Annotated in this window: 14 protein-coding genes; 12 read left to right on the forward strand and 2 right to left on the reverse strand. The window is 68.5% G+C overall.

Going from position 1 to position 12879, the window contains the following annotated elements; translation table 11 throughout:
• The first annotated feature begins 8 nt into the window (after positions 1-8).
• Together KW835_RS14810 and KW835_RS14815 are read left to right on the forward strand one after the other, a co-directional pair.
• Entirely contained in the window at positions 9-500 is a 492-nt protein-coding gene (locus KW835_RS14810; protein ID WP_218383641.1) for a hypothetical protein, read from the forward strand.
• Positions 497-1858, forward strand: coding sequence for a GAF domain-containing protein (locus KW835_RS14815; RefSeq protein WP_218383642.1), 1362 nt, complete (start codon positions 497-499; stop codon positions 1856-1858). Before KW835_RS14810 ends, KW835_RS14815 begins: the two co-directional genes overlap by 4 nt.
• A 26-nt stretch (positions 1859-1884) precedes the next feature.
• On the opposite strand, the gene KW835_RS14820 is transcribed toward KW835_RS14815, so the two are convergent.
• Together KW835_RS14820 and KW835_RS14825 are read right to left on the reverse strand one after the other, a co-directional pair.
• Positions 1885-2622, reverse strand: coding sequence for a hypothetical protein (locus KW835_RS14820; RefSeq protein ID WP_218383643.1), 738 nt, complete (start codon positions 2620-2622; stop codon positions 1885-1887).
• Positions 2623-2776: 154 nt separating this feature from the next.
• Positions 2777-4366 (reverse strand): GMC family oxidoreductase, encoded by a 1590-nt coding sequence (locus KW835_RS14825; protein WP_218383644.1) that lies wholly within the window; start codon positions 4364-4366, stop codon positions 2777-2779.
• Positions 4367-4495: 129 nt separating this feature from the next.
• On the opposite strand from KW835_RS14825, the gene KW835_RS14830 reads away from it, so the two are divergent.
• From KW835_RS14830 to KW835_RS14875, 10 genes are all read left to right on the forward strand, one after another.
• Positions 4496-5344 (forward strand): 3-hydroxybutyryl-CoA dehydrogenase, encoded by an 849-nt coding sequence (locus KW835_RS14830; RefSeq protein ID WP_218383645.1) that lies wholly within the window; start codon positions 4496-4498, stop codon positions 5342-5344.
• A 59-nt stretch (positions 5345-5403) separates the two neighbouring features.
• A complete protein-coding gene (locus tag KW835_RS14835) occupies positions 5404-6243 on the forward strand; it encodes a crotonase/enoyl-CoA hydratase family protein (RefSeq protein WP_218383646.1) in 840 nt (279 codons plus the stop codon).
• Positions 6244-6402: 159 nt separating this feature from the next.
• A complete protein-coding gene (locus tag KW835_RS14840; protein WP_218383648.1) occupies positions 6403-6873 on the forward strand; it encodes a MarR family winged helix-turn-helix transcriptional regulator in 471 nt (156 codons plus the stop codon).
• 76 nt (positions 6874-6949) lie between these two features.
• Positions 6950-7366: an organic hydroperoxide resistance protein gene (locus KW835_RS14845; protein ID WP_218383649.1), complete on the forward strand. Its 417-nt coding sequence runs from the start codon at positions 6950-6952 to the stop codon at positions 7364-7366.
• A 4-nt stretch (positions 7367-7370) separates the two neighbouring features.
• Positions 7371-7754, forward strand: a complete 384-nt coding sequence (locus KW835_RS14850; protein WP_218383650.1) for a DUF1304 domain-containing protein — start codon at positions 7371-7373, stop codon at positions 7752-7754.
• A gap of 153 nt (positions 7755-7907) precedes the next feature.
• Entirely contained in the window at positions 7908-8666 is a 759-nt protein-coding gene (locus KW835_RS14855; RefSeq protein WP_218383651.1) for a metallophosphoesterase, read from the forward strand.
• Between the two features lies 1 nt (position 8667).
• Positions 8668-10110 carry a bifunctional serine/threonine-protein kinase/universal stress protein gene (locus KW835_RS14860; RefSeq protein ID WP_218383652.1) on the forward strand — a complete coding sequence of 481 codons (1443 nt, stop codon included), beginning with the start codon at positions 8668-8670 and terminating at the stop codon, positions 10108-10110.
• 99 nt (positions 10111-10209) lie between these two features.
• Positions 10210-11310 carry a DUF2855 family protein gene (locus tag KW835_RS14865; protein WP_218383655.1) on the forward strand — a complete coding sequence of 367 codons (1101 nt, stop codon included), beginning with the start codon at positions 10210-10212 and terminating at the stop codon, positions 11308-11310.
• A gap of 34 nt (positions 11311-11344) precedes the next feature.
• Positions 11345-12418, forward strand: a complete 1074-nt coding sequence (locus tag KW835_RS14870; RefSeq protein WP_218383659.1) for a serine/threonine protein kinase — start codon at positions 11345-11347, stop codon at positions 12416-12418.
• Positions 12419-12520: 102 nt separating this feature from the next.
• The gene (locus KW835_RS14875; protein WP_218383661.1) at positions 12521-12829 is read left to right on the forward strand and encodes a hypothetical protein; all 309 of its coding nucleotides are present in this window, start codon (positions 12521-12523) and stop codon (positions 12827-12829) included.
• The last annotated feature ends 50 nt before the right edge of the window (positions 12830-12879 follow it).

Here is a 12879-nt window from a genome sequence, read left to right on the forward strand (position 1 = left end):
CCCCGCCCATGACACTGCAGCTCGACCCCGACCGCATCGCGATGGTGGCCAAGGGTGTCTCGGCCATCGTCGCATCCTGCAGCCTGGCGCTACAGCCCAGCGTGATGCGCGCGGTCGGCAGCCGCATCAGCGCCGACGGGCAGCAGGTCACGGTCTACCTGCGGCGCAGCCAGTCGCGCCAACTGCTTCAGGACATCACCGAGACCGGTCGGATCGCCGTGGTGTTCAGCGAGCCCGCCACCCATCGAACGCTGCAGCTCAAGGCCTCCGGCGCGGCGCAGCGCCCGGCCACCGACGACGACCTGCCCGTGCTGCAGGCGTACCTGAAGTCGATGGAGCACGAAGTGGGTCTGGTGGGCTACGGCCCGCGCTACGTAGGGGCCATGCTGGCCGCTCCGCTGGATGATGTGGTGGCCGTGGCCTTCACGCCCGACGCCGCCTTCGACCAGACGCCCGGCCCCCGCGCGGGCGCATCGCTGACCGGACCGCAGGGCGCATGACAAACCCCCACGGCCTGTCGCTGCAAGCGATCCGCCCCTGCCTGGAGGGCGCCATCCCGGCCATCATGGCCACCTGCGATGCCGACGGCACGCCCAACGTGGCCTACATCTCGCAGGCGGTGTATGTGGACGAGGCGCATGTCGCGCTCTCCTTCCAGTTCTTCAACAAGACCCGCCAGAATATCCTGTGCAACCCGCGCGCGGCGTTGCTGGTGCTGGACCCGCGCACGGCCGCGTTCTACCGGCTGCACCTGTACTACGAACGCACCGAAGACCACGGGCCAGTGTTCGAGAGCATGCGCGCACAGCTGGCAGGCATTGCGTCCCATGCGGGCATGGCGGGAGTCTTCGAGCTCAAGGGCTCGGACATCCACCGGGTGGAGCGCATCGAAGCCGTGTCGGGCGACACCCTGCCGCCACCGCCGCAAAGCCCCGGGCTGCTGCACGCTCTGCGCCTGGGCAGCGAACGCATGTCCCGCTGCATGGGGCTAGACGACTTGCTGGCCTGCACCCTGGCCACCCTGCGCGACCCGCTGGACATCGCGCACGCGATGGTGCTGATGCTCGACGCAACGGCCGAGCAGCTCTACACCGTGGCAAGCCACGGATACGCGACCTCGGGCGTGGGCTCGGAGATCAGGCTGGGCCAGGGCGTGATCGGCGTGGCCGCGCAGGAGCGCACGCCGGTGCGCATCAGCCACGTGACCAATGCAGCACGTTACAGCCATGCGATCCGCCACAGCCTGGACACGCACGGAGATGCAGGCGCCGCCATGCAGCGCGGCCTGGACATTCCGTACCCCGGCCTACCGGAGCCCCACAGCCAGATCGCCGTTCCGCTGGTGTCGGCAGGACGCCTGCTGGGCGTGCTGTTTGCCGAAAGCCCCGAGGACATGCGCTTCGGCTTCGAGGAAGAGGACCTGCTGGTGGCCCTGGCCGGGCATCTGGCAGCCGCCATCGACCTGCTGCAGGCCGCGCCCGATGCGCCCGCAGAGCCTCCACCGGCAGCGGCCCAGCCCCCGGCACCGCACGGCGCGGCACTGCGCGTGCGCCACTTCGCCGCCAACGACAGCGTGTTCATCAACGACGACTACCTGATCAAAGGCGTGGCCGGCGCCATCTTCTGCAAGCTGCTGCGCGACCACCTGGCCAGCGGCCGCGTGGACTTCAGCAATCGCGAACTGCGCCTGGACCCGGCCCTCAAGCTCCCCGACGTGGCCGACAACCTGGAGGCGCGCCTGTTGCTGCTGCAGCGGCGGCTGCTGGAGAACAGCCCGCACATCCGCATCGAGAAGACGGGCCGCGGCCGCTTTCGCCTGCACCTGCAGCGCCCCGTGGTACTGGACGCCACCCGGTAGCGCCGCCCCCTCGCCGCAGCGGCGTGTCAGTGCACCAGGCCGGGCAGCGGCGGCAGGCCCAGGCTGCGCATGAGCTTGGCCCACTCGACCTGTGTGAGATGGGGCTGCACGTGGGCCAGCACGGCGGCCAGCACCGGGGCGGGGGCGTGCTGCTGCATGTCAGACAACATGACAGTGCGCTCGGCCGGGGACATGAAGGGCACCAGCCAGCGCGCGGTGGCCATCATTTCGTCGGGCGGGATGGAGGCCACGAGCGCATCGTGGATGCGCACCAGTTCCTCATCGCTGTAGTGCGCCCACAGCACGCGGTTGTGCGCGGTTTCTTCCTCGTGCATGTGCTCGAAGTTGTGCGCGATGAACAGCGCGAGCTGCCGGTACAGCGCCTGCGCGGTGGCAGGACGGGCGGCGCGGGCGCAAGCCAGCAGGTGCGACACGCCTTCGGCCAGTGCCGATATCGCTTCCTCGTGTTCGGCATGCTCGGCCTCCACGTCCGCGCACGCGCCCGGCTCGCGCGCTTCCATGGCGGCGTGCACGAACTGGTTTTCGTGGCGCAGGTGCGAGCGGCAGAAGTCCAGCATCTGCATGACGCGGTCGCAGGTGTGTGCGAACTCCAGGTCGTCGTCCACATCCATGCGGCCCAGGCCCAGCAGCGTGTCGGCCATGTAGGCGCGCAGGGCCTTGTGGATGCCGGCGTACATGTCCATGCGGGGGGCAGCGGGCTGGGCGCTGGCCAGGGCGGCAATTTCACGGGGGTCGATCTTCATGAGGTTGTTCTCTCTTCCAGGCCGGGTGCACCATGCACCCGCTTCCTTGAAATCAAGTCTATGAATCGCCCGTATCGCCGGCTGTTAAAAAATCCTTAAACGAACCCTCAGCCATCCTTAACCAACGCATTCGTGCGGTGCACCGTGAAATACGTCACGCAGCGCTGCGCAGCAGATCCACGGCTTTCTCGGCAATCATCACCGTGGGCGCATTGGTGTTGCCGCTCACGATGCGCGGCATGATGGAAGCGTCCACCACGCGCAGGCCCGACAGGCCGCGCACGCGCAGCTCGCTGTCCACCACATCCATCGCGCCAGGCCCCATGCGGCAGGTGCCAACGGGGTGGTAGATGGTGTCCGCGTACTGGCGGATGAACTGCTCGATCTGCGCGTCGGTCTGCGCACCGGCCGATGCGGGCAGCTCCCGCGCGCCGTACTGCGCCAGGGCTGGCTGCGCGAGGATCTCGCGCAGGCGTTTGAAGCCCCGCACCATGCGCTGCATGTCGTCGGGGTCGGACAGGAAACGCGGGTCCACCAGGGGCAGCGCCATCGGGTCCTTGCTCGCCAGCGTGACCGACCCGCGGCTCTTGGGCTGCAGCAGGCACACGTGGGCCGAGTAGCCGTGGCCCAGCACCGTCTTGCGGCCATGGTCCACCAGCTTGCCGATCACGAAGTGCAGTTGCAGGTCGGGCACCGCCTCGGTGAGGTCGCTCTTGATGAAGCCGCCGGCCTCGGCGAAATTGGTGGTCAGCATGCCAGTGCGGTGCCGGCGCCATTCGCCAATGCCGCGCAGCGTGTTCACGATGCCCGTGAGAGACAGGCCGAACAGGTCCTTGAGCCCTGGCGCATCCATCACCTGCACCACATCGGGATGGTCGTGCAGGTGCGCGCCCACGCCGGGCAGGTGGTGCAACACCGGGATGCCGTGCCGCTGCAGCTGTGCACCGGGCCCCACGCCCGAAAGCATGAGCAGCTGGGGCGACAGCAGCGCGCCGGCGCTCAGCAGCACTTCACGCGCGGCCTTGACCTGGTGCAGCGCGCCGCCCTGGCGGTATTCCACGCCCACGGCACGCTGACCGTCGAACACGATGCGCGTGGCGTGCGCTCTGGTGATGACCTGCAGGTTGGGCCGTGCCAGGTGCGGCGTGAGGTAACCCTTGGCCGCGCTGTGGCGCTCTCCGTTCTTGTGCGTGACCTGGTACAGGCCCACACCTTCCTGCGTGGCGCCGTTGAAGTCGGGATTGTGCGCATGGCCGGCCTGCACCCCCGCTTCGGTGAACAGGCGGCTGAAGCGGTGGGGGCAGCGCAGGTCCGCCACGTTGAGCGGGCCGCCCTGGGCATGCCAGGCATCGGCGCCGCGCTCGTTGTGTTCGGCCTTCAGGAAGTACGGCCTGACGCCGTCCCACCCCCAGCCTGGGTTGCCTTCACTGGCCCAGTGGTCGTAGTCGGCATGCTGGCCGCGCACATAGACCATGGCGTTGATGGAACTGGAGCCGCCCAGCACCTTGCCGCGCGGCTGGTAGCCCTGGCGGTTGTTCAGTGCGGGCTGTGGCGTGGTGTTCAAGCCCCATCCGTTGAGTTCGAACTTGGCCATGACCGCCAGGCCCGCCGGGCAGTGGATGAGCACGCTGCTGTCGGCTGGGCCCGCTTCGAGCAGGCACACGCGCACGGACGGGTCTTCGGTCAGCCGGCCTGCCAGCACCGAGCCCGCCGAGCCGCCGCCGATGACGATGTAGTCGAACATGTTGTGTTGTCTCCTCCGCCATGCTGCGCAGCGGTTTGTGAACCTGGGGTGGAGGCACGATAACCGAACGGTCGTGCGATTCGGCTTACCATCCTGTCCATCCGTTTCACTTTGAAGAGAGCTCTCTATATGACGATTCAGACCGTTGGCATCATCGGCGCGGGCACCATGGGCAACGGCATCGCGCAGGCCTGCGCGGTGTCGGGCATTGACGTGGTGATGGTCGACATCTCCGATGCTGCAGTGCAAAAAGGCCTGGCCACCGTGGCCGGCAGCCTGGACCGCCTGATCAAGAAGGAAAAGATCAGTGCGGCCGACAAGGACGCGGCGCTGGCACGCATCAAGACCTCCACCAGCTACGACGACCTCAAGGCCGCGCAGCTCGTCATCGAGGCCGCCACCGAGAACTACGAGCTCAAGCTCAAGATCCTCAAGCAGGTGGATGCGCTGGTGGGCCCCGAGGTGCTGATCGCATCGAACACGTCCTCGATCTCCATCACCAAGCTGGCTGCAGCGACCGGCCGTGCCGACAAGTTCATCGGCATGCACTTCTTCAACCCCGTGCCCATGATGGCGCTGGTGGAGATCATCCGTGGCCTGCAGACCAGCGACGCCACGCACGACGCCGTGAAGGCGCTGGCCGAAGCCCTGGGCAAGAGCCCCATCACCGTGAAGAACGCACCCGGCTTCGTGGTCAACCGCATCCTGGTGCCCATGATCAATGAAGCCTTCTTCGTGCTGGCCGAAGGCCTGGCCACGCCGGAGGACATCGACGCGGGCATGAAGCTCGGCTGCAACCAGCCCATCGGCCCGCTGGCGCTGGCCGACATGATCGGCCTGGATGTCTGCCTGGCGGTGATGGACGTCTACCTCACCGAGTTCGGCGACAGCAAGTACCGCCCCTGCCCGCTGCTCAAGGAAATGGTGGCGGCCGGCCGCCTGGGCCGCAAGACGGGCCGCGGGGTTTACAGCTACTGACATGCGCCGATGCGCTGTCCCGATGGGGACGGCGCCCCTGTGCAGTTGGGTTTTCAATCATGGGCCAAGGAGACTTGCCCGTGCCCGACATCACCCCCACCACGCCCCCGCCCGAAGGCTGCATCGACACACAGGTGATCGGCCATGTGCTGCTCATCGGCATCAACCGCCCCGCCAAGCGAAATGGCTGGACGCCGCCCATGTTCCGCCAGCTGGCCGAGGCCTACACGCGGCTGGACGATGACCCGGAACTGCGCGTGGGCGTGCTGCACGCCTTCGGCGACCACTTCACTGCGGGCCTGGATCTGCCGGCCGTCAGCGCCTACATGCAGCGCGGCGAAAAGGCCATCCCTGAGGGCCTCGTCGAGCCGCACGATTACGGCCTGCCCGGCTATCGGCGCCGCACCAAGCCCATGGTGGCGGCGGTCAAAGGCATCTGCTTCACGGTGGGCATCGAGCTGATGCTGGGCGCCGACATCGTCGTCGCGGCGGACGACTGCCGTTTCTCGCAGATGGAGGTGCAGCGCGGCATCATGGCCACGGGCGGCGCCACGCTGCGCATGGCCGAGCGCGCAGGCACGGGCAATGCGCTTTTGCACCTGCTCACGGCCGACGAGTTCGGCAGCAGCGAGGCCTTTCGCCTGAACTTCGTGCAGAAGGTGGTTCCCGCCGCGCAGCTGCTGCCCGAGGCCCTTGCCATCGCCCAGCGCATCGAGGCCCAGGCCCCGCAGGCCGTGGTGGCCACGCGGCTCAACGTGCTCAAGGCCATCGAACAAGGCCAGGCGGCGGCCGTGGCCGAGTTCATCCCGGTGCAAAAGCAGCTGGCCAACAGCGAGGACGCGGCCGAGGGCGTGCGCGCTTTCGTGGAGCGGCGCCCCGCCCGATTCACCGGCCGCTGAGGTCCGCCCTGCCATCTGCCGCTTGCACCCGCACGCGCGCCGTGCGTGAATAGCACCTTTGCCTGCCGGGCCGCAGCGCCCGGTCGCAAGACCGCGCCAGCAACAAAAGATTACACAATTCAATTGCACACAATCAAATTTCCCCGCACAATTCGCTCCATGGCCCGCAGCAAACCCACCACCGACACCCCCAGCCCAGCCCTGCTGCGCCTGGACAACCAGGTGTGCTTCGCGCTGTATTCGGCCTCGCTGGCCATGACCAAGCTGTACAAGCCGCTGCTGGACACCGTGGGCCTGACCTACCCCCAGTACCTGGTGATGCTGGTGCTGTGGGAGCGCGACGGCGTCACCGTCTCCGAACTGGGCGAGCGCCTGTTCCTCGACTCCGGCACGCTCACGCCGCTGCTCAAGCGCCTGGAGAGCATGGGCCTCATCGCCCGCATCCGGGATGCACAGGACGAGCGCCGCGTGCGCATCAGCCTCACCGCCCCGGGCCGGGCGCTGCGCGACAAGGCCGAGGCCATTCCGCCCTGCGTGCTCGAAGCCAGCCAGTGCACGGTGCCCGAGCTCACGGAGCTGACCGGGCAGCTCAAGACCTTCCGCGACCGGATCCAGTCGCCGCCGCGCTGACCCATTGCTGATCCCCCTCCATTTCATTCCCCGTCCACCTTCGGACATTCATTGACCCACTGCAAAGGAAGACACCATGACGCAACTCGAAAAAGTCCTCTACACCGCCAAGGCACACGTGACCGGTGGCCGTGACGGCGCCGCCAAGACCGACGACGGCCGCCTGGAAGTCAAGCTGTCCTCGCCCGGCACGTCCGGCACGGGCACCAACCCCGAGCAGCTGTTCGCCTCTGGCTACGCAGCCTGCTTCATCGGCGCGATGAAGGCTGTCGGCGGCAAGATCGGCATCCCCGTGCCGCAGGACGTGTCCATCGACGCCGAAGTCGACCTGGGCCCCATCCCGAACGCCTACGGCATCGCCGCGCGCCTGAACATCAGCCTGCCCGGCCTGGACAAGGCCACGGCCCAGAAGCTGGTGGACGCAGCCCACCAGGTCTGCCCCTACTCCAACGCCACGCGCGGCAACATCGACGTGACCATCACGGTGGTGTAAGCCCATGGGCCGCCAGTTGCTCCCCCGCATCGCGGTGGCCCTCGTGGCCATCGAGCATGCGTACATCCTGGTGCTGGAGATGTTCTTCTGGAACAAGCCCCTGGGCCTGAAGACCTTCAACCTGACCCAGGAGCTGGCCGACGCCACCACCACGCTGGCGGCCAACCAGGGGCTGTACAACGGCTTCCTGGCCGCCGGCCTCTTCTGGGGCTTGTTCACCCACAACCGGCTGTTCAAGATCTTCTTCCTGGCCTGCGTGATCGTGGCCGGCGTGTTCGGCGCGGCCACCGCCGTGCCCAAGATCTTCTTCACCCAGGCGCTGCCGGCCATCATCGCTCTGGCCCTGGTGCTGGCGCTCGACAAGCCGGCCGCCCAGCGCAGCCTGTAAGCGTCGCCTCCGGCAATAGCTACAAAAACAATAGCTGCCACCGCTTGACCATCAAGCGCTGGCGGCTATTTTTTCTTGAAGCGACGCTTTGCACGGCCGCCTGCAAGCTGGCATTCAGCCACGGGCGCGATGATGGGGCGATAACCTCGCACCATGAAGATCGCACTTCTCTCCGACATCCACGCCAACCGCCAGGCCATGGACGCCTGCCTGCAGCATGCCCGCGCCCAGGGTGCCGATCAGGTGGCCCTGCTGGGCGACCTGGTGGGCTACGGCGGCGAGCCCGGGGCGGTGGTGGACCAGGCCATGGCGCTGGTGCAGGGCGGCGCGCTGTGCGTGCTGGGCAACCACGATGCAATGGCGCTCGCGCCCCCCGCATCGCCGCGCAACCGCAGCGAGCTGGGCGCGCAGTGGACGCACGACCAGCTCTCGGCCTCGCAGCGCGCCTTCCTGCAGTCGCTGCCGCTCACCGCGCGCCTAGGGCAAAGCGCGCTGCTGGTGCATGCCAGCGCCGACGCCCCCGCGCAGTGGCGCTATGTGGAAGACTCCAACGCGGCCGAGCGCAGCATGACGGCCGCGCAGGCCATCGACCCGGCCATCCGCTACGTGTTCGGCGGCCATGTGCATGCGCAGGCGCTGTACTTCCTCACCCCCACGGCCAAGCTCATGCGCTTTGCACCCGAGCCCGGCGTGCCCGTGCCGGTGCCGCCGCACCGCCAGTGGCTGGCCATCGCGGGCTCGGTGGGCCAGCCGCGCGACGGCGATGCCCGCGCCATGTATGCGCTGTTCGACGACACGGCCCGGCAGATCACCTTCTACCGCCTGCCCTACGACCACCTGGCCGCCGCCGCCGCCATCCGCGCGGCGGGCCTGCCCGCGTTCTACGCGGACCGCCTGGAAAACGGGCAATGAGATGAAGCTGCTCGCGCCCGGCACCGAGATCGACGGCTTTCGCGTGCGCGATTGCATCCATGCGGGCGGCATGGCGCACATCTACGCCGTGGACTACGCGCAGGAAGGCCGCAACCCGGGCTTTGCGATGGCCATGAAGATCCCGCGCATGACGGCGGGCGACGGCGCGGAGAACATCGTGGGCTTCGAGGTCGAGCAGCAGATCCTCTCGGTGCTGACCGGCCCGCACGTCCCGCGCTTCGTCGCCGCCGGCGACCTGGTGCGGCTGCCCTACCTGGTGATGGAGTACGTGGCCGGGCAGACGCTGCAGCACTGGCTGGACACCACGCCCACCCCCGCCGCGCGCACGCCCGAGACCATCGCCCGCCTGTTTGCCGCCGTGGCCCACGCCGCGCACAGCCTGCACCAGCAGAACGTGTGCCACCTCGACCTCAAGCCCGCCAACGTGCTCATCCAGGGCGACGGCAACGCGGTGCTGCTGGACTTCGGCCTCTCGTGCCACGCGCACTACCCCGACCTGCTGGCCGAGGAAATGCGCCAGGCCGTGGGCTCACCCACCTGGATCGCGCCCGAGCAGGTGGTTGGCGTGCGGGGCGACCCGCGCAGCGACATCTTCGCCATTGGCGTCATGCTCTACGAAGCCGCCACGGGCGAGCTGCCCTTCGGTGCGCCGGTCACCAACGGCGGCCTGCGCCAGCGCCTGTGGATGACGCCCGCCCCGCCGCGCAAGCACCGCGCCGATGTGCCGCCCTGGCTGCAGGAGATCATCCTGCGCTGCCTGGAGCCCGAGGCGGTCCGGCGCTACCCGTCCGCCGCGCACCTGGCCTTCGACCTGACCCACCCGGACCAGGTGCTCGTCACCGAGCGCGGCCACCGCACACGGCGCACGCCGCTGTTCACCCACCTGCGCCGCTGGCTGCGTGCGGCCGGCATGCACTACCAGCCCAGCCCCCTGCCCGCCCAGCAGATCGAGGAGACTCCGATCCTCATGGTGGCTGTGCCGCACGAGGACGTGACCGACGCCACGCTGTACTCGCTGCGCCAGGCCGTGGCGCGCTCGCTGGGCATAAGGCCCGGCGCGCGCCTGGCCTGCGTGACAGTGCTGTCGCCCTCGGCCAGCAGCGCCAGCGACAGCGAGCGCAGCGAGACCACGCTGCACCGCCAGCACATCGCACGGCTGCGCCAATGGACCCAGGCGCTGGACCTGAGCGCGCACCCGGTGAGCTACCACGTGCTCGAATCCAGCGACGTGGCGCAGGCCCTGGTGCGCTACGCGGCCGGCAACCACGTCAGCATGATGATCCTGGGCGCGGCCACACACGGCCTGCAGACCCAGCGCTTCTTCGCCACCGTACCCATGCGCGTGGCGCGCGACGCGCCCTGCACCGTGATCCTCGTGAAGCAAGCCGTGCCGTTCGCGCAACTGGGCGAGCAGGCGCCCTGACTGCGCCGCTTGGCGGGCAGCAGCCCTGAAACGCCGCGCCTGTCACCCAGGCGCCCCCGCGCGGTTGAGCCGCACAGTGGTTTGCGCTAGCGTGTGGGGATGAGCACCACCACCCTCCTCGTGCGCCAGGACCAGCTGGCCACCACCCGCCTGCGCACCGTGACCGACGACGCACCGCTGGCCGATGGCCAGATCCGCGTGCGCATCGACCACTTCGCGCTGACCGCCAACAACATCACCTACGCCGCCATGGGCGAGATGCTGCAGTACTGGCAGTTCTACCCCAGCGGCGAGGCCGGCTGGGGCATCGTGCCGGTGTGGGGCTTTGGCACCGTGGTGCAGTCGCAGTGCTCTGACGTGGCCGTGGGCGAGCGCCTGTACGGCTACTGGCCCATGGCCGACCAGGCGGTGCTCTCGCCGCACCGCATCACGCCCGCAGGCTTTGCCGATGGCGCGCCCCACCGCGCCAGCCTGCACGCGGTCTACAACCAGTACCTGCGCACCGCCGCCGACCCGTTCTACCGGCAGGACAACGAAGACGTGCAGGCGCTGCTGCGGCCCCTGTTCATCACCTCGTGGCTCATCGACGACTTCCTCCATGATCAGCAGTTCTTCGGCGCCAAGCGCATGCTGCTGTCCAGCGCGTCGAGCAAGACCGCCTACGGCACGGCGTTTCAGCTCGCGCAGCAGGGCGGCATCGAGGTCATCGGCCTGACCTCTGCGGGCAACGTGGCGTTTTGCGAGAGTCTGGGCTGCTACGACCGCGTGGTCTCCTACGACGCGCTGGAGGGTGCAATCGACGGCGCCACAGCCAGCGTTTACATCGACTTCGCGGGCAGCGTGGGCCTGCGCCAGCGCATCCATGCCCATGTCACGGGCCTGGCCTACAGCTGCGCCGTGGGCGCGAGCCACGTGCAGGACCTGGGCGGCGCGGGCCAGCTGCCCGGACCGCGCCCGGTGATGTTCTTCGCGCCCGCGCAGGTCAAGAAACGCAATGCCGACTGGGGCGCACAGGGCCTGGGCCAACGGCTGGTGGACGCGTGGAACCACTTCAGCACCGCTGTCCAGGCGCCAGGCGCGCCCTGGCTGGCCGTGCAGCACCACACCGGCCCCGACGCCACGCAGACGCTTTTCACGGCCATGCTGGGGCGCAGCGGCGACCCGCGCACCGGCCACATCGCCACCTTGCGGGAACGGTAAGACCCAGACGGGCAGCGGACAGCGACAATCGGGCATGAACCGACCGCCCTCCGGCAACACGCCTGACACTCCTGACACGCCCGCCACCTGCGACCTCCACCCCTACGCCCAGCTCACGCCCGACCACGTGCTGGACGCCCTGGCCAGCGTGGGCCTGTACGGCGACGGCCGGCTCATGGCCCTGTCGTCCTACGAAAACCGCGTGTACCAGGCCACGCTGGAAGACGGCCAGCGCGTGGTCGCCAAGTTCTACCGGCCCGGCCGCTGGAGCGAAGCCCAGATCCTGGAAGAACACGCCCTCGCGGCCGAACTGATGGCTGCCGAGGTGCCCGCCGTGGGCCCGATGGTGCTGAACGGCCGCACGCTGCACCAGCACGACGGCTTCGCGTTCTCGGTCAGCCCCTGGCGCGGCGGGCGGCAGCCCGAGCTCGATGATTTCGAGGTGCTCGAATGGATCGGCCGCTTCCTGGCCCGCATCCATACCGTGGGCGCCGCAAAGCCCTTCGTGCACCGCCCCGCACTGGACCTGGAAACCTTCGCCATCGCATCCCGCGACTGGCTGCTGCAGAGCGAGACCATCCCGCTGGACGTGCAGGCCGCGTGGCGGTCACAGTGCGACAATGCTATTGAATTGATAGCTACCAGCGCTTGGTCATCGGGCGCCAACGGCCGTTTTGGCCTGAAAGACGGCACCGCCATCCGCCTGCACGGCGACTGCCACCCCGGCAACATCCTCTGGACCCCGCTGGATGAATACGGTCGGGGCGGCCCGCACTTCGTGGATCTGGACGACGCCCGCATGGGCCCCGCGGTGCAGGACCTGTGGATGCTGCTGTCCGGCGACCGGCGCCAGCGCACCCACCAGTTGAGCGCCCTGCTGGACGGCTACGAGCAGTTCCGCAGCTTTGACCGGCGCGAGCTGGCGCTCATCGAGCCGCTGCGCACGCTGCGCCTGATCCACTACAGCGCCTGGCTGGCCCGCCGCTGGCAGGACCCGATCTTCCCGGCCAACTTCCCCTGGTTCGGCAGCAGCGACTACTGGCGCGGGCAAGTGGACATGCTCATCGAACAGTGCGAGGCGATGCAGGAAGACCCGCTGGCAGCCTAGCCGACCGCCATCGCCATCGCCATTGCCAATTGCCACGGCGTGGTTCGGGTCCTCTCGACTATGCTGGGCGTCCGACCATTGCACCCAAGGGCACAACGCAACATGAAGGACTGGATCCGCAACACCCTTTCGATTCGCCAGAAACGCCGCGCCGCGCCCGTCGGCTCGCTGCCGCCCGTGGGCTCCACCATCATTCGGGGCCCCATCAAGATGGCCATCACGCACGAAGTGCCTCCCGAGGTGTGGGACTGGCTGGTGCTCTCGGGCTGGCGCAACATGCCCGTGAAGAACGACCGCCGCAAAGGCATGCTCGCTGCACAGGGCGCGCTCAAGGAACTGATCGACGCCGACCCCCAGGAGCGCAACCGTGCGCACAGCCGCATCCTGGAGCAGGCGCAGGCCGAGGAGTGATGGCCGTCCTTGCGTGTGGCGCGTGCCAGACGCAAAAAAAGCCCGGGTCC

The sequence above is a fragment of the Acidovorax sp. sic0104 genome (assembly GCF_019219095.1).
In the GTDB taxonomy this organism is placed as follows: domain Bacteria; phylum Pseudomonadota; class Gammaproteobacteria; order Burkholderiales; family Burkholderiaceae_C; genus Acidovorax.

What these genes read in the sequence shown, in the direction of transcription:
- KW835_RS14860 (WP_218383652.1), top strand. Translation starts at nt 8,668, where the DNA reads ATGAAGCTGCTCGCGCCCGGCACCGAGATCGACGGCTTTCGCGTGCGC.
- KW835_RS14840 (WP_218383648.1), top strand. Translation starts at nt 6,403, where the DNA reads ATGGCCCGCAGCAAACCCACCACCGACACCCCCAGCCCAGCCCTGCTG.
- KW835_RS14870 (WP_218383659.1), top strand. Translation starts at nt 11,345, where the DNA reads ATGAACCGACCGCCCTCCGGCAACACGCCTGACACTCCTGACACGCCC.
- KW835_RS14875 (WP_218383661.1), top strand. Translation starts at nt 12,521, where the DNA reads ATGAAGGACTGGATCCGCAACACCCTTTCGATTCGCCAGAAACGCCGC.
- KW835_RS14850 (WP_218383650.1), top strand. Translation starts at nt 7,371, where the DNA reads ATGGGCCGCCAGTTGCTCCCCCGCATCGCGGTGGCCCTCGTGGCCATC.
- KW835_RS14855 (WP_218383651.1), top strand. Translation starts at nt 7,908, where the DNA reads ATGAAGATCGCACTTCTCTCCGACATCCACGCCAACCGCCAGGCCATG.
- KW835_RS14865 (WP_218383655.1), top strand. Translation starts at nt 10,210, where the DNA reads ATGAGCACCACCACCCTCCTCGTGCGCCAGGACCAGCTGGCCACCACC.
- KW835_RS14820 (WP_218383643.1), bottom strand. Translation starts at nt 2,622, where the DNA reads ATGAAGATCGACCCCCGTGAAATTGCCGCCCTGGCCAGCGCCCAGCCC.
- KW835_RS14815 (WP_218383642.1), top strand. Translation starts at nt 497, where the DNA reads ATGACAAACCCCCACGGCCTGTCGCTGCAAGCGATCCGCCCCTGCCTG.
- KW835_RS14830 (WP_218383645.1), top strand. Translation starts at nt 4,496, where the DNA reads ATGACGATTCAGACCGTTGGCATCATCGGCGCGGGCACCATGGGCAAC.
- KW835_RS14845 (WP_218383649.1), top strand. Translation starts at nt 6,950, where the DNA reads ATGACGCAACTCGAAAAAGTCCTCTACACCGCCAAGGCACACGTGACC.
- KW835_RS14810 (WP_218383641.1), top strand. Translation starts at nt 9, where the DNA reads ATGACACTGCAGCTCGACCCCGACCGCATCGCGATGGTGGCCAAGGGT.
- KW835_RS14825 (WP_218383644.1), bottom strand. Translation starts at nt 4,366, where the DNA reads ATGTTCGACTACATCGTCATCGGCGGCGGCTCGGCGGGCTCGGTGCTG.
- KW835_RS14835 (WP_218383646.1), top strand. Translation starts at nt 5,404, where the DNA reads ATGGGCCAAGGAGACTTGCCCGTGCCCGACATCACCCCCACCACGCCC.